Annotated in this window: 18 protein-coding genes and 2 pseudogenes; 1 reads left to right on the forward strand and 19 read right to left on the reverse strand. The window is 39.9% G+C overall.

Annotated elements, in window-relative coordinates; translation table 11 throughout:
- The 18 genes and pseudogenes from PVA01S_RS14940 to PVA01S_RS15025 all read right to left on the reverse strand — a co-directional run.
- Positions 1-770 (reverse strand): annotated as a pseudogene (locus tag PVA01S_RS14940) (hypothetical protein); the annotation flags it as partial.
- 21 nt (positions 771-791) lie between these two features.
- Positions 792-1,877, reverse strand: coding sequence for a polysaccharide pyruvyl transferase family protein (locus PVA01S_RS14945; protein WP_127608271.1), 1,086 nt, complete (start codon positions 1,875-1,877; stop codon positions 792-794).
- A gap of 35 nt (positions 1,878-1,912) precedes the next feature.
- The gene (locus tag PVA01S_RS14950; protein ID WP_127608272.1) at positions 1,913-2,914 is read right to left on the reverse strand and encodes a glycosyltransferase family 2 protein; all 1,002 of its coding nucleotides are present in this window, start codon (positions 2,912-2,914) and stop codon (positions 1,913-1,915) included.
- A 2-nt stretch (positions 2,915-2,916) separates the two neighbouring features.
- Positions 2,917-4,269: a hypothetical protein gene (locus PVA01S_RS14955; RefSeq protein WP_127608273.1), complete on the reverse strand. Its 1,353-nt coding sequence runs from the start codon at positions 4,267-4,269 to the stop codon at positions 2,917-2,919.
- Positions 4,270-4,311: 42 nt separating this feature from the next.
- On the reverse strand, positions 4,312-5,406 hold the full coding sequence (locus PVA01S_RS14960) for a glycosyltransferase (protein WP_127608274.1): 1,095 nt from the start codon (positions 5,404-5,406) through the stop codon (positions 4,312-4,314).
- 211 nt (positions 5,407-5,617) lie between these two features.
- Positions 5,618-6,784 carry a nucleotide sugar dehydrogenase gene (locus PVA01S_RS14965; RefSeq protein WP_127608275.1) on the reverse strand — a complete coding sequence of 389 codons (1,167 nt, stop codon included), beginning with the start codon at positions 6,782-6,784 and terminating at the stop codon, positions 5,618-5,620.
- A gap of 41 nt (positions 6,785-6,825) precedes the next feature.
- The gene (locus tag PVA01S_RS14970) at positions 6,826-7,563 is read right to left on the reverse strand and encodes a glycosyltransferase family 2 protein (protein ID WP_127608276.1); all 738 of its coding nucleotides are present in this window, start codon (positions 7,561-7,563) and stop codon (positions 6,826-6,828) included.
- Positions 7,564-7,630: 67 nt separating this feature from the next.
- Positions 7,631-8,467 carry a hypothetical protein gene (locus tag PVA01S_RS14975; RefSeq protein WP_127608277.1) on the reverse strand — a complete coding sequence of 279 codons (837 nt, stop codon included), beginning with the start codon at positions 8,465-8,467 and terminating at the stop codon, positions 7,631-7,633.
- An 18-nt stretch (positions 8,468-8,485) separates the two neighbouring features.
- Entirely contained in the window at positions 8,486-9,184 is a 699-nt protein-coding gene (locus tag PVA01S_RS14980; RefSeq protein ID WP_280531818.1) for a sugar transferase, read from the reverse strand.
- Complete coding sequence (locus PVA01S_RS14985) at positions 9,184-10,299, reverse strand: DegT/DnrJ/EryC1/StrS family aminotransferase (protein WP_127608330.1); 1,116 nt, start codon at positions 10,297-10,299, stop codon at positions 9,184-9,186. Before PVA01S_RS14985 ends, PVA01S_RS14980 begins: the two co-directional genes overlap by 1 nt.
- Positions 10,300-10,649: 350 nt before the next feature.
- Positions 10,650-10,841, reverse strand: a pseudogene (locus tag PVA01S_RS27740) (hypothetical protein); the annotation flags it as partial.
- 757 nt (positions 10,842-11,598) lie between these two features.
- Positions 11,599-11,973: a type II secretion system protein gene (locus tag PVA01S_RS14995; RefSeq protein WP_127608278.1), complete on the reverse strand. Its 375-nt coding sequence runs from the start codon at positions 11,971-11,973 to the stop codon at positions 11,599-11,601.
- A gap of 98 nt (positions 11,974-12,071) precedes the next feature.
- Entirely contained in the window at positions 12,072-12,953 is an 882-nt protein-coding gene (gene galU / locus PVA01S_RS15000; RefSeq protein ID WP_164751844.1) for a UTP--glucose-1-phosphate uridylyltransferase GalU, read from the reverse strand.
- Positions 12,954-13,569: 616 nt separating this feature from the next.
- Complete coding sequence (locus tag PVA01S_RS15005; RefSeq protein WP_127608280.1) at positions 13,570-15,393, reverse strand: polysaccharide biosynthesis protein; 1,824 nt, start codon at positions 15,391-15,393, stop codon at positions 13,570-13,572.
- 27 nt (positions 15,394-15,420) lie between these two features.
- Positions 15,421-16,122, reverse strand: a complete 702-nt coding sequence (locus PVA01S_RS15010; RefSeq protein WP_127608281.1) for a CpsD/CapB family tyrosine-protein kinase — start codon at positions 16,120-16,122, stop codon at positions 15,421-15,423.
- Complete coding sequence (locus tag PVA01S_RS15015) at positions 16,103-16,867, reverse strand: YveK family protein (RefSeq protein ID WP_127608282.1); 765 nt, start codon at positions 16,865-16,867, stop codon at positions 16,103-16,105. The genes PVA01S_RS15010 and PVA01S_RS15015 overlap by 20 nt, the downstream gene beginning before the upstream one ends.
- 130 nt (positions 16,868-16,997) lie before the next feature.
- Positions 16,998-19,409, reverse strand: a complete 2,412-nt coding sequence (locus PVA01S_RS15020) for an S-layer homology domain-containing protein (protein WP_127608283.1) — start codon at positions 19,407-19,409, stop codon at positions 16,998-17,000.
- Between the two features lie 260 nt (positions 19,410-19,669).
- Entirely contained in the window at positions 19,670-20,434 is a 765-nt protein-coding gene (locus PVA01S_RS15025) for a tyrosine-protein phosphatase (protein WP_127608284.1), read from the reverse strand.
- A gap of 223 nt (positions 20,435-20,657) precedes the next feature.
- On the opposite strand from PVA01S_RS15025, the gene PVA01S_RS15030 reads away from it, so the two are divergent.
- Complete coding sequence (locus PVA01S_RS15030) at positions 20,658-22,202, forward strand: ATP-binding protein (RefSeq protein ID WP_127608285.1); 1,545 nt, start codon at positions 20,658-20,660, stop codon at positions 22,200-22,202.
- A 72-nt stretch (positions 22,203-22,274) separates the two neighbouring features.
- Here the strand turns inward: PVA01S_RS15030 and PVA01S_RS15035 are convergent, their stop codons facing one another.
- A complete protein-coding gene (locus PVA01S_RS15035) occupies positions 22,275-24,170 on the reverse strand; it encodes a PrkA family serine protein kinase (protein WP_127608286.1) in 1,896 nt (631 codons plus the stop codon).
- Positions 24,171-24,245 lie beyond the last annotated feature (75 nt).

The following is a 24,245-nucleotide window of genomic DNA, read 5'->3' on the forward strand; positions in this document are numbered from 1 at the left end:
ACTAGCTTTAGATTTCCTGTCACAATTGTTAAAATTACAATAGGAGCCCCTTTATGGATAGCTCCTAGTACTTGTAAATAGAGAGCATCCCACCTCTTATTTAAAGCACTAAAATTTGGTTTTTCGTTGTAATCGAGATATTTATATTTCAACTTTACATAACCCATAAGAATGAATGAGCGAAGGAATATTGATAATAATGCCACAAAGTATATTATGACTATACTTACTTGATGCATTGCTAATGAGGTAATAATAAGTGTACTAACAACGATATTAACTATAGAAGCTAAAGAAACTACATATGTTTTCTGATCAGCTGTTAGTATCACTCTGTATTTTGCTAACGTAAAAAACTCTAGTGCCCCATTTACACCCAAAATTAATATTAGTAGTCCAACGCTTAAGGGAGATAGCGAATCCAATTTTATATGCAATGGATAGATTAATGATAAACCTAATGTTAAAGATATAAAAATATAGCCTGATAATGTATAAAATTTCTTAGCAGCAACCACTATTGCATTAATAGCCTTATAATTCTTATCAGCTAAAGGTCTATATAATGTATATATTACCGCACTGGATAAACCAGCTTCTACTAAATTGAAGTAAACAATAAATTGATTGATGGATGATACAAGTCCATTAATTTCCGAACCATAATATTCTAACATGACACGAGGAAGAATGAATCCGGTAATCACGAGTATTAATTGGTAAAATGCCGCTGTTGATGAATTATAAAAATAAATTTTAGTTCTATTCATAATTTTATTCCACGATTCAATTTATATATTTTGTATAGCATTTTTCAAAAACTCTAATGATTTTTCTTTCTCTTCATTAAGAATCTTATTTGTTACTGTATAGTCAATTTTTTGTTCAAGATAATCATCAATTTTCATTTGATTATTGATGATTCTTGCATCTAATTTTAGTAAATTTAATAAATCAATCATTCGAGTACCACCTGTTTTATGGGGGATTGTTAAAAAGTCTTTATTAAATATTATTGAAAAAGCGGTACCATGAAATGAATTAGTAATTATAAAAGTGGCATTCTTAAATAAACCAACAAAACTTTCTGGACCTATATCTCTCAAAGTTTTAACATTATACTTTTTTATCATTATTTTATCAGTAATATTTATAATCTTAATCCCCATCTTCTTTGCAATATAATTTGCTATTTCCATTACATTACCTATTGGCCCAACAGTATATACCAGCAAATATTCATTAGCACTTTTTCCACAAATAAGTTCATCCCAAATTTTGGTATCCGCCAATAATGTTGGGTCTAACACTCGTTCAACTCTATTTTCAGTTAACCCATTTAGTATTTTTAAAGCACTGTCCTCTCTTACTGAGATTAAATCGAGATTCTTAATGTTATTTTTTAAAAAATCTTTTTCTTTCTCTGAAATCTCATCCCGACCTATACTGGCTGCGTAAGATATTTTTCTTCCCTCATTTGAAAATTTTAAAAAGAATACCTCATCAAAATTGGTTATCTCTGGATTCCAAACTTGATCACTACCAGATATATATATGTCATAACCTTTAATCTCATTTTTTTCTTTATAAATTTCTTCGGATATATTAAGATATCTTTTTCTAAAATTATTGAAAGCCTCTTTTTTTCGTGATGTATCCTTATATCTTATTAATGTTGATATAATCGAACGTATTAATTTTAGTAAACTACTATTATTAATTCGCACCACTTTATATTTATCAATAATGTAAGGTTGTTTATAATTGACTATTTCTACATCATTGGTCAAAAATTTTACAGTTTCCTGTAAAGCGTATGCCTGAAGAACTGCCCCATAATTATCAGCATCATGAAATGTAAATATTCCAACTTTCATTAATTTATCTCCTTTATTTCCGCTATACTACAATTTTAGTTATTAACTTTACTTTTCCAATAGTTATTTGTATCGAATACCAAGGAACATAACTTTCGATTAAAACGAAAGAGTTTTATAAATAAGATCCTTGTTTTTAAATTTTTAATTATTCCACCATTATTTCTTATTAGTTTATAAAATTCATTTGAATCTGCTATTAAACTCTCTAGTATTTCTTTCTTATTTTCAATATTTACCTTAGACAATTCACAATAACATTGTGCAGCATACGAACAGATATGGAGAGCAGCAAATTTACTTAATTCAGGAAAACAGCTTTGATAAAAGTGATACATGAACTTACCAGCTTCTATATTATCAAGTCTCTTTACTGAAAATGGCATTCGACAAAGACTTTCTGGGGTCATAACATAGTTATAAAAACATTCTTTGACTGTGATCACTTTTTCGGAGAAAGAATACAATTGTGTAAGTAAACAAGAATCCTCTCCAGCATATAATTCAGGATAAACGACATTTTTAAATAGGTGTGCTCTAAAAAGTTTATTCCATAAATAATTAGTCGTATTACTCTGTGAGGCATAATTATAAGAACATTCATATTTTCCAGTTATATAATCATTATCCAAATAATAAGTCTTAATTGTCTCGCCATTAATATTTACTTCTCTATATCCACACTGAATAATATCTATGTTATTATTTTCAGCTTTATTTATTAAAAATTGGTACATATTTTTGTCAATATAGTCATCCGCATCAACAAATGTTATATAATCCCCTGAAGAAACACTTATACCATCTCTTCTTGCTGCTCCGGGACCAGCGTTTTTCTTATGGATTACTTTAACCCTTTTATCCTTATCGGCATAAGAATCACATATTTTTTGTGAATTGTCATATGAGCCATCGTTCACTAAAATTACTTCTATATTTCTGTATGATTGCCCTAAAACACTTTCTATACATTTTTTTAAGAATTTTTCACAATTATATACTGGTATAATAATACTTATTAAAAATTTATTATTCATTTTTAGCTTACCCCATTATAGTTGTTCTTAACTGTTGACTTTTTTAATCTTATTATAGGAATAATATGGAATATAATATACAATACTAAAAGTATAATACTTGAAACTAAAGCAAAATATACACCATTATAAACGGACCCTCTACCAATAATGACATAAACACAGCTGAATATAACAATTAAATTCGATTTAAGCACAAGACTTTTTCTATTGAGCAATTTATCAACAACGGTTGCATATAAAGCCCAAAATATCGCTAGCAAGATGCCGAACCAGTACAAGTTCGCGAAAACATCTCCATACAGTGTTGGGTGTGTAGAAAACGTCGTATTGTAAGTATTACCCAACTCAGCACTCCCCATTGATATGGCAAAATCTGGAGGTTTAAATCCAAAAGAAAAACTAGTTGGTATGGCTATCAATAATAATCTTATATAGGTGTGACCCTGATTAAAATTCATAAAATCATTATTATTGTCAATAAAATTTAAAAAAACATTTCTCAATCCTAACTCACCATCATCATTTAATAACATGTTGAATAACTTATTGTTAAATTCAAAAAAGTCAAAGGTATTAATAAAATTAGTTATTTCCCCATAATGTCGAAATAGTCTCAATGCATAAATAATATATATTACAATAAACCCAACAATAGTAAGTTGTAATACTTTCTTAAAGTTAATTTTTGGATTTTTCATTAAGAAAATCAATATAAAAGGTATAATAATTGGTAGAATTGTTATTCTATCCCTAGTAATAATCGATAACATTATAATAATTCCTGCAACAATCATACTTTTTAACATTTGTTTTTGGTAAAAGTAAAGTAAAAATAACCCTCCCGTTGCAAAAAGAATATACTTAGTAAAATATCGAATACTTTCTAAATTAAATCCTAATGAATAAGCGCTCATAGAGTTTCCATATAGTTGTCCCCAAGATGTATGAAGTAAACTTCCATATTCCTTAGTAAAAAATACAATAGAAATAAGAAAGAAGAAACATAATAAAAACAGTAACCTTCCAGGCTCCTTTTTTTCTTTAAATAAGATAGTTTTATTTTCCAGATCAAACTTTAGACTTTCAAATGTATTTTCTGCATTAAAAATTCTAATAAATATAAATCTAGTAAATAAATAAATTAAGTTAAATAAAATCACGAAAAATGAAGCCTTTATATATACATACTCTGGAAAGATTAATAAACCTGTAATTACAGACATAAAATGTGGCAGACCAAATATTATTAAAAGAGTAGCCCATAAGAAAATAACAGATGAGCCATTTTTGTATTCATACAAAAGGATAATTATAATAAATATTAATTGAATAAATGCTAATATTAAGTTCATTTTATTATCATTCCTCATAATTATCAGTATCTCGATAATTTTTTAGGTTATATTTATTTTTTTAAATAACTCAATTTCTTTTCCGATTGTGTATTCCGCAAAATATTTTTTTCTTTTTGTTATCTCACTCTTACTTAGAAGCTTTTCATATATTGGTGTTATATCAAGCTCTATTTCTTCATTATCTATAAATCCAATATTTTCAAAGTCCGTAAAAACCTCTTTACAAACTTCTATATCGGAGGTAATTAAAGGTATTCCAAAAGTAGCCATTTCACACGCCATAACTCCTTGAGCATCAGTCCTAGTAGGCATTAATGCACATTTAGATTTATTTAAATAACTAATCACTTCATCATGTCTTAAATTTTTATCTATCCATATAAGATTATTCGGCTTTTCATTATTCTGAAAAAACTGCCCTTTTCCAATTACACAAAACTTATAATTCGAATTGCTATTTGCAATTTTAGATACTATATCTATAGAATACTTCGAGTCATCTAAATTATTCCTTATTGTAATAAAATCAAATTCCTTTTCAGAGCTTGTATCATAATCATATTTCTCAAAATTTTTTCCTACAGAATTGTATATTATATGACTTTTTGATTTAATTACGTTTGGATCTAATTGCACATATTTTATAAACATGTCATGCATCCATTTGCTTACAAAAATAAAATGGGCATTATTTAGTATCTTTCTCAGATAGTTGTTCCATAATCTCAATTTAAAACTATCATATAACTCTTGAATAATTAAGGAAAATAGTGCTATCTTTTTCATATAGCCATATGGTTCTGGATAAGTATCAGATATCTTTAAAACTTCATGTCCATGGAAGAAGAAAACTATATCAGAGAAATTTTTGCTATACTTATTTAAAAATAAAAAGTGGTTACGTATATTGGGTGCATGGGAAATGAGAATATCATACTTATTTTGATTAGTTTGATATTCTCTCAGAGTAATCACTTTAACTCCGTCAATCAAATAATTCATTCTTGCTCTAAAATTTATTACAGTTACATCAAATCCATTTTGTACATAATATTTATTTCTTGTATGAATATACATCAATGCAACACTTTCATTTTGTTTTGGATAATCTGTTGCTAAAACCAATAGCTTCATTTCTCCACCTCCATTTTCAAGCTATTTGTCAAGAGTAATTAGGATTAATAAAATAATTTTATATAGTAGTAATTATTCTGCACATTTAGTTTTTGACACTACGTTGATACAAAAAAACTTCTTAATGTCTTCACACAATAGAAGCTTTTAGATTCTATGGTTAATATTTACTATGAATACCACAACGGATTTTATAATTGGAATAGTATTACTAATCTCTACTAAATAAATCTCTCGTATACACTTTTTCCCGCATATCTAAGATTTCATCCGATAATCTGTTTGCTAGAATCACATCACTAATACTCTTGAATTCTTCAAAATTATGAATTACTCTAGAATTATAGAACGTTTCTTCATGAAGAGCTGGCTCATAAACAATTACTTCAATGCCCTTAGCTTTAATCCGTTTCATAACACCTTGAACAGCTGAATGTCTAAAGTTGTCAGAATCCATTTTCATTGTAAGTCTATAAATGCCTACAATCTTTGGATTCTTCTTTATAATCATTTCTGCAATATAGTCTTTTCGTGTTCTATTTGCATCAACAATCGCTGTCATGATGTTATTTGGTACATCTGCATAATTAGCTAATAACTGCTTGGTATCTTTTGGTAAGCAGTAGCCCCCATAACCAAAGGAAGGATTGTTATAATGCATTCCAATTCTTGGGTCGAGTCCCACACCTTCTATTATTTGCTTGGTATCTAAGCCCCTTACCTCCGCATAAGAATCTAGCTCATTAAAATATGCAATCCTCATCGCAAGGTAAGTGTTAGCAAATAATTTAATAGCTTCTGCTTCTGTTGATTCTGTAAATAAAACAGGTATATCTTCTTTGATAGCTCCTTGAACTAGTAAATTAGCAAATACTTTGGCTCTCTCTGATTGTTCGCCAACTACAATTCTTGAAGGATACAAGTTATCATAAAGTGCCTTTCCTTCTCTTAAAAACTCAGGTGAGAAGATAATATTTTCAGTTTCAAACTTCTCCTTTATTTTTTCCGTGTAACCTACTGGAACTGTTGATTTAATTACCATAACAGCTTCTGGATTAATCGATAAAACATTTGCAACCACAGCTTCAACTGTTCTTGTATTAAAATAATTTTTTTCCGGATCATAATTTGTTGGTGTTGAAATGATTACATACTCTGCATCTTTGTATGCCTTATAATTATCTGTTGTTGCAGCTAAGTTTAGTTCCTTTATTGCTAAATATTCTTCGATCTCATTATCAATGATTGGAGATTTTCTATTGTTAATCATCTCTACTTTTTCATGCAATATATCTAAAGCAGTAACTTCGTTATGTTGAGCTAAGAGAATTGCATTAGATAAGCCCACATAGCCTATTCCTGCGATTGTAATTTTCATAAATAAATCCCTCCACTTATCTTATCTTTTGGCAAAATGGCCTAGAGATAATGTTTCTTAACAGCATTGATTCCATAGAAAAAGAAATAGTAAAGACATCTCGGTAACGATAACTTCTCAAGGTTCCTGCAATTATTCCAATGATTCTTAGCTGCTTTAAATTTATCATTAGAGATTGAACCTTCAACTTTTCGATAATAAGCTAAACTTTCATTTAAACCATAGGCCAAATATCCTTCTCTAAGGAGTTTTGCCCAAGTCATTGAATCATGGTCCTTCTTTACATTTACCAATCTAACTTCTCCGACAATGTCAGTGTTAACCATAACAGTCAGTGTTCCTATAATTGTGTTTTTCATAAACTGACTGTAATTAAGCTTTGATGGTACTTTAATGACCTTATTTCCGTTTTCTTTTAATATTTCGTAGCCTGTAAAAGAAAACCCAGCTTTGTTTTCAATCATAAAATTCAATTGTTTCTCTATTTTATTAGGTTTCCACATATCATCAGCATCTAAAAAGGCAATGTATTTCCCTTTTGCATTTTCTAAAGCCCTATTTCTAGCTACAGCAGCGCCAGAGTTTTCCTCTAATTTATAGTATTTGATTCGAGGGTCATTAAATCCATTAATAACCTCAGCTGTATTGTCTTTTGAACAGTCATCAACAATAAGCATTTCCCAATTATTGTGTGTCTGTGCCAAAACACTTTTTATAGTTTCACCGATATACTTTTCTGAATTATAAACAGGTGTAATTATTGAGACTAAATTCTCCATGGTAATGTTTCTCCTATCGTCAAACCTTTTGTAAAATTTCTATAAAGTTAATTGAGGCCATGACCTTTCATTTATCGATGAAACTTCTTCTAATCGTTTCTAGTTCTAATAAAGCACTGACATTATTAATTAATGAATTTACCGCAAACTTTTTTATTATACTCCGCCAAGGATAAAGCAAATTAATGCCCATTTTAACTATGTTTCTATACTGAACGTGTAACTTACAATATGCTCTTCGAAACCCAAAATACTTAATCAGATATTCTTGAAAGTTTGTAACGTGACGAATACTACGTTCTCCATCATTAACATACTTCTTTTTTCGAGTGTTTAGATAGTCACATAGCATTGTATATACTAAAGCAGCGGATACCCTTTTAGATAGATACTTTGGTGCAAATTTCATTATTGAAAAATTCACATAGTCATCAAAAACGTGGTTTAAAGCATAACCTGCTAATTTTCCATCTTCTTTATCAAAAGCTCCATAATATTCGATTCTATGATCGTTATCATGTTTAATGCACTCTGATATAAAAACCTCTTTACTCATGCCTTTGCCGGCATTAACATAGTTCTGAAAAGCATTATGATATACTGAAAACAAGTCTTCGGAAAATTCTCTTGGTGAAATTACCCTGACCTCAAAGTTTTTTATCCCGCTAGTTATTTCATATCTTCTCTTTTTCTTTAGTTTATTAATATCCATCTCGTCATCTTTAACGCAATACCACCATTCAGTTTCATATCCGCAATCAAAATCCGTTGTCCAACGCACAAATAATGGTACGCCTTTACTAAATCCCCATACGCTACCATCATTTACACATTTAATATCAGGATTTACGTGTGGTGGGGTTGATGCGATTATTGCATGATTATAGTACTTCCACCCATTCATTCCTATTTCTCACCTTCCTTAACTGATACTAATTTTTCTACTCTTTTCCATAGCTGTAGAATACTCATCCATGGTAATCTTCTTTTCCCTAAGTAAATAATCACCAAAATCTTCCGCAGTATCCATGCCTTCTGCACTAATTCCATCTCTTATAAATACTTTTGATACTGTCATAAAAATTATCTTCCAGTCATTCAAAAATGAAATATTATTGACATATGCAAGATCTAGTTCTAATTTTTTCCCCCAAGTAATCCCATTACGACCATTAACTTGAGCCCATCCAGTTAGGCCAGGTAGCACACTGTGTCTCTTTCTCTGTTTAGAGTTCATAAACACCATATCCCTTACAAGTTGAGGTCTCGGACCAACAATCGACATATCACCTTTAAAAATATTAAATAATTCCGGTAGTTCATCAAGTGAAGTAGAGCGTAAAAACTTTCCAAACTTAGTCAACCTAATACTATCAGGAAGCAACTCCCCATTCTCATCTCTCTCATCCGTCATTGTCCGAAATTTATACATTGTAAATATCCTCTCATTTAGTCCTGGTCTTTTCTGTTTAAAAATCACTGGACTACCAAGCTTCGTTCTAACAAGAATTGCAACTACTAAAAATACCGGACTAAGTACTATAATAGCAATAAAAGCTAAAATAAAATCCATCGGTCTCTTTATAAATCTTCTATAAATATCACCTTTAGAAGGTTTCATTACTTCAACCACAACCCCTTAATAATTGTACAAACTCTCTCCAAATCCTCATCCGTCATTTTTGTATCAGATGGTAAGCACACACCATTCTCAAATAATTTCTCCGCAACATCCGTCCCAGCAAAATCATACTTCTCAAAAAACGGCTGCATATGCATTGGCTTCCAAACTGGTCTGGATTCAATATTTTCTTTTTCTAGAGCCTCAAAAATGTCTATTGGCCTTATCTTGCCTGCCAAAGTCATCGAGCTTAACCAGTAGTTTGGTTCATTCCATTCATTACTAGGCATGAATTCAATACCTTCAAGCCCACCAAGCTCTCTTTTATAGAATTCAAAAATGTAGTTCTTTTTGGCAACTCTTTGATCTAACACTTTAAGCTGCCCTCTACCAATCCCAGCAACAACATTACTCATTCGATAATTAAACCCTAATTCGCTATGTTGATAATGTCTTGCTTGATCTCTAGATTGAGTGGCCCAAAACCTTACCTTTGCAATACGCTCTTCATTATTGGAAACTAGCATTCCACCACCAGAAGTTGTGATAATCTTGTTCCCATTAAAAGAAAAGATGCCATAATCACCAAAAGTCCCTGTATGCTTACCTTTATAGTAAGTACCCAAAGACTCAGCAGCATCTTCTATAACCGCCACATTATGTTTCTTACAGATTTCCATAATTTTGTCCATATCCGCAGACAAACCATATAGATGAACAACAAGTACTGCCTTTACTTCTGGATACCTCTCAAATGCTTCTTCTAGTGCTTTGGGGCTCATATTCCAAGTTTCATAATCACTATCTATAAAAACCGGAATCGCATTTTGATAGATAATTGGATTTACCGTAGCTGAGAACGTAAGTGTTGGACAGAATACAACATCCCCTTCTCCAACTCCTGCTGCTTTAAGCGCCAAATGAATAGCAGCTGTTCCTGAAGACAATGCCGCAGCCGCTTTAGAGCCAACCTTCTCAGCCAGTTCTCTTTCGAAGCCATTTACGTTTTCACCAAGGGGCGCAATCCAGTTTGTATCAAAAGCTTCCTGTACATATTGCATTTCATATCCTTCATCACTCATATGTGGTGAAGAGAGGAATATTCTTTCTTTCACTTTTGTCGACTCCATCTTCTAGACTTCCTTCCCTTGTTAAGTTAATATTTTAGTAGATTAGGACTTAATTAGAACCTCATCCTTTCCAATCAACTACTAAACCACTAAAATTGCATCTACTTCTGATAGTCACGTCGTAATATCTATTCAATCTACCAAGCAAATACATAATAGATATTCCCTTCTCAGATACCCTTAACCGAGTTTCTTCCTATTATATATACCATTCAATCAATCTATAATTCTCACTAAAAACACCTCAAACCCTTATCCCACAAGGTTTCTAGCGTTCAATCTAACTATGATAGTCAGTTCCCTCTTAACATTCAATCAGATCATATAAATCACGGTTAAGAATTCAACAAATGAACATTTAAGATGCATGATAAGATCTTGTCTGTATTTTCTGCCACATAAGAAGAAAAACCTGTAGTCGCTTGGACGGGACAGATGTGAGTAGGATGATAAAATTTGTTGGCAATGATGTTTTTCTTGAGCCACTTCCATATTCTTTCCATGGGATTTAGATCGGGAGGATAAGGCGGTAGATAAACGCGAAGGAGCGACCCCGGTGGGCTTCAAAAAAGGGAACCTGCTCTTTCAATGTATGAATCAGGGCATTGTCCATCACGAGAATCACACGTTCTCCTTTATAGTGAGCTACAATAACGGCAGCAAAGCACTGAAAAGTGGCTGTTTAACAGAAAAAATCCCCTGTACGGATATTGACCATGCCGAATAGTCCTATATAGGCAAAATGGTCATACGTGAGAATTTGCTGCTGTTTTCCTGTTTTGTTTCATAAAGCATTGAAATCTTGGTAGGCACAAATCCAAATCTCGTCTTCATAAATTGGAACACTGTGTTCAGTAACGTTTTTTTATCCAGTTCATCTGCCTCTTTTTATCGGCGTTAGCCAGTGTATACGTAGGTCGTGTATAACGCACACAAGTTCAAACTGTGAAGAAGTTCAGTTAGTCCGCTCCAACTCATGACGATGGCAAATTTCCCCTCGATAATGTGCTGTAAATCATATCGTTCCAGCACGATTCAGGACCAATCTCTTGTACCTGTGTGCTTTTCATCACCATGTACTCGAGTTCCTGTTGCTCCTTCCACAAAATACGGACTTTTTAATGTTCTCATTGATTTTGTCTCCTTGTCTGTTGGCTTTATCCTCGATGTGGACAATTTTTTGGAGAACTTAGGTGAAAAGTTAACCGGAATTTATATGAATACATAGCTACCATCTATTTTTATACTTCTTCTTATACACTAAAATTCAATACCAAGTACTCATTATAAGAACGGAACTCCTTCCTCCTCACTCCTATTAGTATCACTACCATCCTCTCTAGAATGCAAACTACAGTGAACCTCTCCATCCACATAACTAAGATCACCATGTTCAGGGCAAATATCTTCTCCGTAGTCCTGCAAATATTGAGCAAAAATTACATGTGAATGTTCCACATCCTTTAATTCTAAGTATGCCTCATACACCCTTTCCAGCTGTAAAACATTAACATTACAAACGTCTCGTCTAGACTTTTCTATAATACCCGTAATAGACAGTATAGTAATTCCTGCAAGTATCCCTAAAATAGCAACCACTGCAATTACTTCTATTAATGTAAAGCCTTTAGAGTTAATTCTTTTGAACCTCCTTTTCAGCTTAGTTGGTTATGATTTCCCTATCAAACTAGCCAACCCTCCACAACAACAGCCCCTATCCACATAATAATCATTTAATGAATAGGAGCCAACGTTATTTATTTTTTTATTTTATTTTTTTCAATAACTTCCTCAAGATAGGTGAATAATTCAAATCTTAATTCATTATTTCGCAGCGCCATCTCAATCGTCGTTTTTATAAATCCTAACTTCTCCCCCACATCATATCTTTTGCCTTCGAAGTTGTACGCATAAACCGCCTCATATCGATTTAACTCCGCGATCGCATCGGTCAACTGAATCTCTCCACCTGCCCCAGGTTTCTGATGATCCAGTACTTTAAAAATCCTTGGGCTCAATATATATCTTCCCATGATCGCCAGATTAGACGGTGCATCCCCCGCCTTCGGCTTCTCAACTAAATTACTGACACTATAAAACCTCTCATGGATCTCTTTCCCATCTATAATTCCATATCTTGATACTTCATCTTCAAGCACCCGCTGTATACCGATAACCGATGCCCTATATCGATCATACTGCTCAATCATTTGCTTTAAACAAGGCTTGTCCGCTTGTACGATATCATCACCTAACAACACCGCAAACGGCTCATCCCCAATAAATTTCCTTGCACACCAGATGGCATGACCTAAACCCTTTGCTTCCTTTTGACGGATATAATGAATATCCACCATTCTTGAAGACTTCTGCACTTCATTTAAGAGCTCCAACTTGCCCTTTTCCAAAAGGTTTTGTTCTAGCTCAAAGGAATTATCAAAGTGGTCCTCTATTGCCCTTTTCCCTTTACCCGTGACAATAATAATATCTTCAATCCCCGATTCTATTGCTTCTTCTACTATATATTGAATCGTCGGTTTATCTACGATCGGCAGCATTTCTTTGGGCATCGCCTTGGTTGCAGGTAAAAATCTTGTTCCGAGACCTGCAGCTGGAATAATTGCCTTACGTACTTTCATTAGTATCCCCCTATTTTATATATATCCTGTACTCTCTCTACGTAGTGACTTTAGACAATCAAAAGTCTTACGACGAGTTCTCGGAGTGATGCTTCTTGCATCCATATAATAAAATCATCAAAATAATTAATTATAATAATTCACGTGTTAATGTTATTTCAAAAACAACTCAACATTTGTTTTAGTGCACAATCTGTCGGATTGCTCAAACAAAAAAACTAATTTCAAAACAATTAGGTAAAACTAACTACTTATTAAAGATATTAAAATTTCAGTATTTTATAATACTGATACGCAAACAAATAAGATAAAAGGGCATTTAACCCACCCTCACATCAAACCAACGACGATAAACGTCTAAGGAATTCTCCCACAGCTTGACCGAGTGCCTACGATGATAAAGGTAAATAGTAGACATCACCTTAAAGCAAACTTCACTCAATGAAGAAACTTACAACACTGCTCCCTTAATGTAGCGTCATTGTAAGTAAAAAATTTATTAATATGTCAATTATGCTTAATGCTAATTATTACTCGCTGTTTATTATACAAACTATAAATGGCCCCCTTGTATGAAGAAAGCCATTCCCAATAGCACACTTATATATGTATGGATTTACGAAACATTCAAATAGCTCGGCACCATACTCTTCAAATACTCTCTGATCATGGCTCGATCTTCAATTAACACTCTCTCCAGCTTCTTAAGCTCAAACTCAAGCTGCGATTGGTTAACAAACGTAGGTTTTCCGATGAAGATCCTGTCATGCTTCGTAGAGCCAATCCCTTCCTCATCGGTTAACAGCTCCTCAAACAGCTTCTCACCGGGCCGAATACCGCTGAACTCAATCTCAATGTCCTCATACGGCTCAAACCCGGACAAACGAATCAAATCCTCGGCCAGTTGTACGATTCGCACCGGCTCGCCCATATCCAGGATGAATACCTCTCCACCTTGCGCTAGAGCACCGGCTTGAATGACCAGCTGCACTGCTTCAGGTATCGTCATGAAATAACGGATCATGTCGGGATGGGTAACCGTAACCGGACCTCCTAGTGCAATTTGCTGTTTGAAGTACGGAATTACACTACCGCGACTTCCGAGAACATTGCCAAATCGTACGGCTACAAACTTCGTTTTACTGGTCTTGTCCAGAGACTGAACGATCATTTCCGCAATACGTTTGGTCGTCCCCATAATACTGGTCGGGTTGACCGCTTTATCCGTGGAGATGAGCACGAATCTTTCGCTTTCGAAGCGGTCCGCCGCCTCCGCAACGTTCTTCGTACCGAACACATTGTTCTTGATTGCTTCCGCCGGATTGCGTTCCATCAGGGGCACATGCTTATGCGCCGCCGCGTGGAAAACGACCTCTGGGCGAAACGTTTGAAACACTTCGTTAATTCTTTCTCTATCTTGTATATCGGCAATAACGGTCTCAATCGGTAATGCCGGATATTTCCTGCGCAGCTCCATCTCGATGTTGTAAATGCTGTTTTCTCCGTGTCCTAATAGCAGTAAGCATTTCGGATGGAAGGGAGCAATCTGTCTGCACAGCTCGGATCCGATGGAACCGCCGGCTCCCGTGATCAAGACCATCTTATTTTCCACATAATTCGCAATACCCTCAAGGTCAACCTTGATCGGGTCTCGACCCAATAAATCTTCAACTTCGACTTCCCGAATTTCTTTAACGGTTACTTTGCCGTTAATCAGATCGTTAAGTCTCGGAATAATTTTCAGTTTAGCTTTCGTCGACTTGCACACTTCAATAATTTCGGCAATCTCTTTCTTGGATAAAGAAGGAATGGCGATCACAATCTCATGAATGTTCATTTTATGTACAAGGTCGCTAATATTTTTTCTCGACCCGATAACAGGCAGGTCATGGATGCGCTGCTTATGTTTGGTCTTGTCATCATCAATAAAGGCAATCGGATAGAGTTCGGCATCCGGTTGATTCAGCATTTCTTTCGCAATCATCGCCCCGCAGTCACCGGCGCCATAGATAAGGGCATGCTTCTTGGTCTCTCTCGGCTTTAAGAAGAACCGATCCCGTACAATTCTCCAAGCAAACCGGGAGCCGCCGATCATGAGCATCAAAGTCTCGTAGTTACGAAGCATCACAGATAACGGAACTCTTTGCAGCGTAAACAAATATACAAGCGCGTATGAAATAATAACGCCTATGGTGACCGATTTGAAAATAGCTACAATTTCATGAACACTGGCATACTGCCATACCCGGTTGTAGAGCTTGAAATAACGCATCGTGAGAAAACATACGATACTGGAAATGACGCCGTAAAGCATCGCTTGCGTAAGGGTAGAGGATGGAATTTGCCCGTCAAAACGCAGTACATACGATGTCATGATGCTAAACCATATAATCATGATGTCCAACATGACAAGCATTGATAGCCGTTTCTCGTAACTCATGTCCATCCCCCAATTAATCATTACAATTTAATTTTTGGACTCGGGAGCCCCGTAGTAATAATAGTAATACGACTCCGCATTCTTCCGATCCATATTATTCAGAACGACGCCCAAGATCCGGGCGTTCACATGTTCCAGATTGGCCTTGGCTTTAATCGCCATGTCGCGCTTGACTTTCCCCGAGTCTATCACCAGGATGACGCCATCGCTCTTGGTAGCGACAATCTGCGAATCGGTAACGGCCAAAATAGGCGGCGCATCGATTAAGATGACATCGAACCGTTCCTTGAGATCATCCAGAAGCTTGGTCATCCGCTTCGAGGCCAGCATTTCTGACGGATTTGGCGGTATAGGACCGGATGTAATCAAGTTCAGGTTCGGAATATAAGACTCCCGAACGACTTCATCCAGTTCAGCTTGCCCGGAAAGAACGGAGGTCAAGCCCATACGGTTGGACAAAGAAAAAGTATGATGCATGGTCGGTTTACGCAAATCCGCATCGATTAGGACCACTCGCATGTCTGCCTGCGCATAAGCGACGGCCAAATTCGTTAACGTCGTCGATTTCCCTTCTCCCGGGCCGGCCGAGGTTGCCATAATGACGCGCAGCTCCTCATCGATAGCAGAGAACTGAATATTCGTACGCAGTGTCCGGTAAGCCTCCGAAATCGGCGATTTCGGATTCTCGTGCGTAATGATCGGCCTGCGATTATTGGTTGATGGTAACACGAGACGGTTCACCTACCTGTCCTTGTCTGGAAGATGTGGAAGCGGCTTTCGGACCAGCCATATCTTCCACTTTAATTCTCGCGATCATGGCAACGGTCGGCAGATCAAGATATAGCTTGATGTCTTCTTCCGTCTTGATCGAATCATCCAAATAGTCCATTAAGAAAGCTAGTCCGACGGCAATCATCAGCGAGACGACTAAACTGATGGCAATGTTTAAGTTCGGATTCGGCTTTACTGGAACCGGATTGTCCACATATACCGCTTCATTAAGCAGAGAAACATTGTCTACCTTCATAATGGATGGGATCTCATCTTGAAATACTTTCGAAACGGCATTAACAATGTCTACCGCTTTATTGTAAGAGTTGTCCTGAACGACTAACGTCATTACTTGCGTATTATTGACGGAGCTTACTCGAACCTTATCGATTAATTGCTCAGCAGTCAGATTGAACTGCGGATACTCCCCCGCCACTTTCCCCATGATACGCGGTGTCTTGATTACTTCCTTGTACGTATCGATCAAACGAATATTCAAGTTGACCGAGTTGATATCGACTTGCTGGAGTCCTTGCTGCTCATTCGATTTATTCACAATTAATTTGGTAGAAGCCTCATAAACGGGTGCCATGAAAAAGTAACTAACTACGCCGGTCGAAATGGTACAGACCAGTACAAAAATTAGGATTAACCAGATCCGTTTGCGTATGATCTTGATGTAATCCCGCAAATCGAGTTCCATTATGTTCCCCCATCCCTAGCAAAACAACTATTGTCTAAAACTCGAAGCATTTAACACGGGTAAATTTACCATTTGCGTCTTCTCAAAGAGTGTACCTCCCCCCGCAAGGAGGGAGGTACATTAAAGTAAATTACTTATTCAGCAAACGATAAATGACGACTGCCGCTTGCGCACGGGTGGAGTTAGCGTTCGGATTAAATGCCCCGCCTTCTTCGCCGACAATGATGCCCTGCGATGCGGACAATGCGACGCCCGCTTTCAACGATGCGTTGATCGATGCGCTGTCGTTGAATGCTTTCAACGCGGCGTCCGCATCGGCGACCGGCGCCAGATCCTTCACAGCTATCAAGGCTCTGGCTGCAATTGTAGCCATCTCGGCACGCGTAATTTTACCGTTCGGATCGAATTGGCCTTCGGAACGACCGTTCACAAGACCGTGCTTCACTGCCGAAGCCACATACGGCTTGAACCAGTCGGAATCGTTCACGTCGTCGAAGCTTTCTGCTGCATTCGGAACATCGAGACCGAACGTATTGATGATCATTTTCGCGAACTCTGCACGAGTCACCGTATCATTCGGAACGAATTGCTTGTCAGCGCGACCTTCGACGATTCCCTTAGCCGCTGCCACCTCGATCTGACGTCCGGCCCACGTTTTAACGGATGCCGTGTCATCGAAGGTTACGTTGTTCTCGACGACTGTATAGGACGAGAATCCGCTGCGGTTGGCCGTCAGCTGGTTCGTGTCTGCATCGTACATCCCGCCGTAAATCACGAGTGCGCCGTCAACGATTTTCGCCAGTGTCAGTTTTTCTTTATCGAACTTGGAAGCATCCTTGATCGGGAGGCTTAATTGGACCGGTTCACTGAAGGTGGATACGACTTTGCCGTCAACTGTAATCGTAAAATCAAGCACCACAGAAGCGACCGGCAAGTCCGTGGCAGCCGTTGCTACGGACGCATCCAGGTTTTGCACATCCAAGGTGGTATCGCCTTTAAACGCATCCGGGCTGAGAGCAACACCGATGCCGTTAAACTCGACTTTGACATGCGCTACACCATTGCTTTGCGCAGCCGCCAAGATGTCTTTCGCGAGCGGAACCGCTACGGACTTCGCATTGATGTTGCCCAGCGAGAGCTTGAGCTCCACTTTCAGGCCTGCGGTGTTTGCACCTAGCGCTTTCAGCTTGTCCGTCAATTGCTTGGCTTGCTCCGCGAGCGCTTGGATCTGTTTAACCAAAGCGGCCGCATCGAGCTTTAATTCCGCTTTATCTCCGGTCACGGTAACTTTACCGGAAAGATCGATCGTCGCTGCTTTTTCAAGAGCTTGCGCCGCTTTAGCTGCCAGGTTGTCGATGTACGCTTTCTTGCCGGCAGCATCCAGCTTCTCCAGTTCTTTAGCCGCATTATCCAATTCTTTGTTCACCGTATCGACTTGCGGGCTGGTCGGATTGCTTGGCGTTCCGCCGCCACCGCCGCCCGTGCCGCCGCTGCTGCCGTCGTCATAAGACAAGGTGATTTCTTTCTTCAGTAAAACTTTATTATGTAACGGAAGCGTATCGACTAATTGGATCCGGGCATAAATTTCGCCGGTATAAGTGCCTTCCGTCTTGGTGCTTGCAGTCACTTTGCCTGTATTCTCATCATACGAAATGGCAGCGTTGCCGTTCGCAGGCTCGAAGCTCCAATCCAAAATAGCTGCCGGCACTTTTTGTCCCATAACATCAAAGGTAAAGCTGGTAGAGCCGCTTGTTCCGGATTCTACGACATTGCCTACCGAAGTGGCCGCCTCGTAACGCAGAACGGAAAGAGCTATATTTTCCAAAGCCTTATGTTCAGGATCCGCTTCATTGATGAGATTCATAGCCACATCGGCTACATCTTCTTCATTAATCGGGTTCGATGGATTAACACCTTTCAAAACCGTGCTGAAATAATTGTTTGGATCATCCATCACTTTCTTAATAGCAGCTTTAATTTCGACTTTCATTTTGTTCTCGTCAACGGCTAATGCAGCCAGCTGCGCAAGAGACTTCTTACTGATCTGAGTCAGCAGCGAATCTTGAACCGCAAGCGCGTATTTAATCGCTTCATCGATCGTTAATTGAGGATCGTTCAAGTCCGTGTGGGCTTTATTCGCCAAGTCATTCAAGGTTTGGCGGATGACCGGATCGTTCAAATAATCGTAAGCCGCTTCTTTGTTCGTATTAAAGAACAAGCCGAGACTCGCAAACAAATTCAAAACCTTGGCCGAGCTAATGTCCTGACCAATCTTATCGGTAAGCGGTTGTACCAAGGCTACATCGTCAATCGCTTTAAGCTTGGCGCGGGCATCGCGGATCGGTTGCTTTTCCGTTGCGTCGTCCCACAGGAATGCCCGGTATTGCTGCAGCCTCGTTGCAACATCATCAATATCCGTTGCGGCATAAGCCGTGCTAATCCCAATCTTCTCGAACAAACCTTTGTTGCTCAGCGGCAGGCCTGCAAATGCGCTAAACGTTAAACTTGCAGCTACTGTAGTGGCTAATACCTTCTTCTTCACTATTCACATTCCTCTCCTCGTTAAACTTTATGTATAAAGTAATATTCGAAGACACATCATCCCGTACCTGTGCGGCTGTAAGATATAGCGAACAGAGAGATTCACCTTCTATATAACTTTATCGACAGTTATAGATCTATTTGCATAGTTCTTTATACTCATTCTTCTATCTTGCTTTAAAAATGTTAACATGATCGGATAAGTCGGTCAATAAATATTGTTAAATCTAAACGTTTTTTTAGTTCCCGGGAACCGCGTCGCTATGACCAGAAGCTCCACCATTTCTTCTTATGCGCTTGGGGCACAAGCACGGGGACTTCTTCATTATGAATGATTCTTCTCGCATTTTCTGTGATATAGCCCACCTTGGCCTCCCCGCATTGCTCAGCCACCAGCGAATAGGCCTGACGAAGGGCGAACGCCCGGCTGTCGACATTGTGAGCGTCGGATGAGATAAAGTGAGCCAGGCCTTGCTCGCACCAAGCGAAGCATAGCTTCTGCAGCTTGCGGCCGAAGGCGCCGTTGACGGAATGGGACGTAAGCTGGGCCAGCGCGCCCAGATCGATGAGGCGGGCCAGCTTATCGGGAGATGCGGCAAGAACCGCGTTGCGTTCCGGGTGGGCGATGATCGGAATGCGGTTCATGAGCCTCAGCTCATGAATCATTTCTTCTGTGTAAGCAGGAACGTCGGCGGTCGGCAGCTCAAGGAGCAGGTAAGCGGTATCATGCAAAGTAATCGCATGGCCGGACTGCAGCTCGTCCAGCAGTTCCCGGTGAATCCGCACCTCTTGGCCGGCAAGCACCTTGACGGCTATAGCGTTCTCCTCCAGCAATGTGTTCAGCTTAGCGACGTCATGGCGAACTTGACCGCCGGGGTTCGTGTATTTTCCGTTATAATGATGGGGCGTAGCGATGAGGGTATGTATGCCTTCCTTCTCGGCCGCTTGAGCCATGAGAAGGGCTTGACGCTCGTCCGCAGCGCCATCGTCGATACCGGGCAGTATATGCGTATGTATATCAATCAAGTTTCCATTCTCCCTACCTTCATATCATTCTTTATTGCATAATTAAATTATAGAGGTTCGGGAACACGTTTGTCATTCGCGTTTTCTGTGAATTTTCGCACCATTTCAATGTTGGGATTTACTTCACAAATCGACAAGCAGTATAATGAATGACTGTGAACTGTTACGTTATTACCATCCATGTTATAATGAAATGAATGCGACAGGCAGGTGATCTCATTTCATGCAGAAAATTCCAGTTGTTCGTGATAAAAGAAGTTCCGATATTCTGATCATTCCGTCGGATGAAGTCGTGAAGATCGAAAGCATCCGAGATAAAGAATACATCGTTCATACCGCGAACGATAAATTTTATTGGGCTGCCTCCCTCGAAGCTTTCGAAGAGTGTCTGTTCGAAGAAGGCTTCCGTTTGATCGATCAGATGAACGTCGTGAACATGAACCATGTGAAAGAATATGATCCGCGCAAAGGCGTCGTCAAACTGCAAACCGGCTCCTCCACCTCCTACAAGACCGCGTCGGCGGCATGGATACAAGGCGAACATGTCACCAACGTCATCAATCTCTTACGCAAGATGAAAGATCTGGATCACGGCATCCCGGAAGAGGACGACGACATCTTCGAAACGATCTTGGCGCAGGAAGAAGACTATCGGTTTGCCCGTTCATATGCGATGATTAAAGCGCTTTACGAGAAAAAAAAAGCCGAGATTCTGCTCGAAGAAAGCGAGCTGCGGTATAAATCGTTGTTCGAGCATAACCCCGATCCGATCTGTTCGCTCAATTTGAGCGGGCACATCACCAGCGTAAACCCGGCAATGTTCGCCGTTGCCGGCTATACGGAGAAAGATTTGCTTCACAAAACGATCGATACGCTGCTTGTTCCGGAACATTACGCCCGTTGGTCGCAGAGCTTCTTCGAAACGCTGAAAGGCGCGACCCCTCATTACGAGCTTTCGTTCCGGCACAAAAATGAGGACCGGCTGGTCGAGCTGAGCGTATTGAACTTCCCGATCTTCGTAGGCAAACAGATCGCAGGCGTCTATATGATCGGCCAGGACATCAGCGAACGCAAACGCGCGGAAGAAATGCTCATCCGTTCGGAGAAGCTGTCCATCGTCGGACAACTCGCGGCCGGTGTCGCGCACGAAATCCGTAATCCGCTGACTTCGCTCAAAGGGTTCGTACAGTTGATGCAATCCCGGGTAGCCGGGTTCGACAACTACTTCAACATCATGATGGAGGAACTCGAACGCATCAACTTTATCGTCAGCGAATTTCTCGTCATCGCCAAGCCGCAATCGGTCAAGTTCCAGCCGAAGGATGCGGCCGTTATTTTGCACAATACGATATTGCTGATCGGTTCCCAAGCCATTATCCATAACGTCAATATTGTCACCGAAACGGATCACGACGTGCCGCTCATCAATTGCGACGAGAATCAAATCAAACAGGTGTTCATCAATATTTTGAACAACTCGGTAGATTCCATGGAAGAAGGCGGCGAAATCCGCATTCAATTCAAAAAACAAGAGGACGGTTACGTCCTGATGCGTTTCACCGACCAGGGCTGCGGGATTCCGGAGGATCGCATTCCGAGATTGGGCGAGCCGTTCTATACGACGAAGGAGAAAGGCACAGGCCTCGGCCTGATGGTCACGTTCAAAATCATCGAAAGCCACGGGGGCAAAATGAAAATATTCAGCGAAGTCGGAAAAGGGACGACGGTTGAGATTTATATGCCCGCGGCTGATTCCGCTCCTCGTTAGCACCCTCATGAGAAAAGCCTGCCGATACCTCACAAGGTTTCGGCAGGCTTTTCCGTTGTAACGCCGGCAGGACTATCTGTTCAGCAGGCTTCCCACATAACGCAGCAGCTCGTTAGCAGAGGCTGTCGTGTACCCGTGTTCTTCCACAAGCCGCTTGATCACTTCGTTGATCCGTTTCAATTGATTTTCATCCGGCGTCTTGGTGGACGTCGTAATTTTCACGATATCCTTCAGATCGGTGAACAGCTTCTTCTCAATCGCCTCGCGCAGCCGCTCGTGGCTGCTGTAATCGAACCGCCGCCCCTTGCGGGAGTACGTGGACATGCGGATCAAAATTTCTTCGCGGAACGCCTTCTTCGCATTCTCCGAAATGCCGATCTGCTCCTCGATCGATCGCATCAGCCTCTCGTCCGGGTCCATCTCCTCGCCGGTCAGCGGGTCTTTAATTTTCCCCCAGTTGCAGTAAGCTTCAATGTTGTCGAGGTAGTTGTTGAACAGCGTCTTGGCGGACTCGTCGAACGAGTAAACGAACGCCTTCTGCACTTCCTTCTTCGCCAGCTCGTCGTACTCTTTACGCGCGATCGAGATGAAGTTCAAGTACCGTTCACGCTCATCCTTCGTAATCGAAGGATGCTGATCGAGACCGTCCTTCAGGGCGCGAAGCACGTCGAGCGCGTTAATGAACTCCAGGTCGTGACGAATCAAGGCGCTGGAGATGCGGTTGATGACATAACGCGGATCGATCCCAGTCATGCCTTCCTCCAGAAATTCGTTCTGCATCTCCTTCAAATCGGCATCCTTGTAGCCCTCGACTTCTTGCCCGTCATACATGCGCATCTTCTTGACGAGGTCCATCCCCTGCTTCTTCGATTCCTTCAAGCGCGTCAAAATCGAGAAGATCGCCGCCGCCCGCAGCGAATGCGGAGCGATATGTACGTGTTTCATGTCACTCTGCTGGATCAGCTTCCCATATATTTTCTCCTCTTCCGATACCTTCAGGTTGTACGGGATCGGCATGACGATCATACGCGACTGAAGCGCTTCGTTCTTCTTGTTCGCAATGAACGACTTGTACTCGGATTCGTTCGTATGCGCCACGATAAGCTCATCCGCCGATATTAACGCAAACCGCCCCGCTTTAAAGTTGCCTTCTTGCGTCAAGGAAAGCAGGTTCCACAAAAATTTCTCGTCGCACTTCAGCATTTCCTGGAACTCCATTAACCCCCGGTTCGCCTTGTTCAGCTCCCCGTCGAAACGGTATGCGCGCGGATCCGATTCGGAGCCGAACTCCGTAATCGTGGAAAAGTCGATGCTGCCCGTCAAATCCGCAATGTCCTGCGACTTCGGATCGGAAGGACTGAACGTCCCGATCCCTGTACGGGTGTCCTCGGAAATAAGCACCCGCTCCACCAGCACGTCCTCGATGCGCCCCCCATATTCCTCCCGAACCCGAATTTGGCACGACGGGCACAGGTTGCCCTCAATCTTCACGCCGAACTCCCGCTCCACATCCGGCCGAAGCTCCAGCGGAATCAGGTGCAGCGGCTCCTCATGCATCGGGCAGCCCTTGATCGCGAAGACGGCGCCTTCGTCGGTACGCGAATATCGCTCCAGCCCGCGCTTAAGCATCGTGACGATTGTCGATTTCCCCCCGCTGACAGGTCCCATCAGCAGCAAGATGCGTTTGCGGACGTCCAGACGTCTTGCCGCCGAATGAAAGTATTCTTCGACCAATTTCTCGATCGGATGATTGAGCCCGAAAATTTCTTTCTCAAAAAATTGATATTTTCGATGCCCATTCTCCTCTACAATTCCATGAGAGGCGATCATTTCGTACACGCGCGCATGAGCCGTCATGGCAAGTCGAGGATTGTCGCGGAGCTTCTCCAGGTACTCGGCGAAGGTACCGGTCCATGCCAGTCTTTCGGTTTCCGTGCGATAATCGGCAATTTTCTTGAATATATTCATGATTCATAACCTCCTCCGGGCTTTGCGGCGCAAAACCAGCTTCATGAGCATCGGTACAGGATAAGGGCAGCAATA

The organism is Paenibacillus validus NBRC 15382 (genome assembly GCF_004000985.1).
GTDB classification, from domain to species: Bacteria; Bacillota; Bacilli; order Paenibacillales; family NBRC-103111; genus Paenibacillus_G; species Paenibacillus_G validus.

Coding starts and splice junctions, on each gene's coding strand:
- PVA01S_RS14955 (WP_127608273.1), bottom strand. CDS start 4,269: ATGAACTTAATATTAGCATTTATTCAATTAATATTTATTATAATTATC.
- galU (WP_164751844.1), bottom strand. CDS start 12,953: ATGAAAGTACGTAAGGCAATTATTCCAGCTGCAGGTCTCGGAACAAGA.
- PVA01S_RS15015 (WP_127608282.1), bottom strand. CDS start 16,867: ATGGAACTCGATTTGCGGGATTACATCAAGATCATACGCAAACGGATC.
- PVA01S_RS15035 (WP_127608286.1), bottom strand. CDS start 24,170: ATGAATATATTCAAGAAAATTGCCGATTATCGCACGGAAACCGAAAGA.
- PVA01S_RS14980 (WP_280531818.1), bottom strand. CDS start 9,184: ATGAAACCTTCTAAAGGTGATATTTATAGAAGATTTATAAAGAGACCG.
- PVA01S_RS14975 (WP_127608277.1), bottom strand. CDS start 8,467: ATGAATGGGTGGAAGTACTATAATCATGCAATAATCGCATCAACCCCA.
- PVA01S_RS15030 (WP_127608285.1), top strand. CDS start 20,658: ATGCAGAAAATTCCAGTTGTTCGTGATAAAAGAAGTTCCGATATTCTG.
- PVA01S_RS14970 (WP_127608276.1), bottom strand. CDS start 7,563: ATGGAGAATTTAGTCTCAATAATTACACCTGTTTATAATTCAGAAAAG.
- PVA01S_RS14950 (WP_127608272.1), bottom strand. CDS start 2,914: ATGAATAATAAATTTTTAATAAGTATTATTATACCAGTATATAATTGT.
- PVA01S_RS14965 (WP_127608275.1), bottom strand. CDS start 6,784: ATGAAAATTACAATCGCAGGAATAGGCTATGTGGGCTTATCTAATGCA.
- PVA01S_RS15005 (WP_127608280.1), bottom strand. CDS start 15,393: ATGAGTTACGAGAAACGGCTATCAATGCTTGTCATGTTGGACATCATG.
- PVA01S_RS14945 (WP_127608271.1), bottom strand. CDS start 1,877: ATGAAAGTTGGAATATTTACATTTCATGATGCTGATAATTATGGGGCA.
- PVA01S_RS14960 (WP_127608274.1), bottom strand. CDS start 5,406: ATGAAGCTATTGGTTTTAGCAACAGATTATCCAAAACAAAATGAAAGT.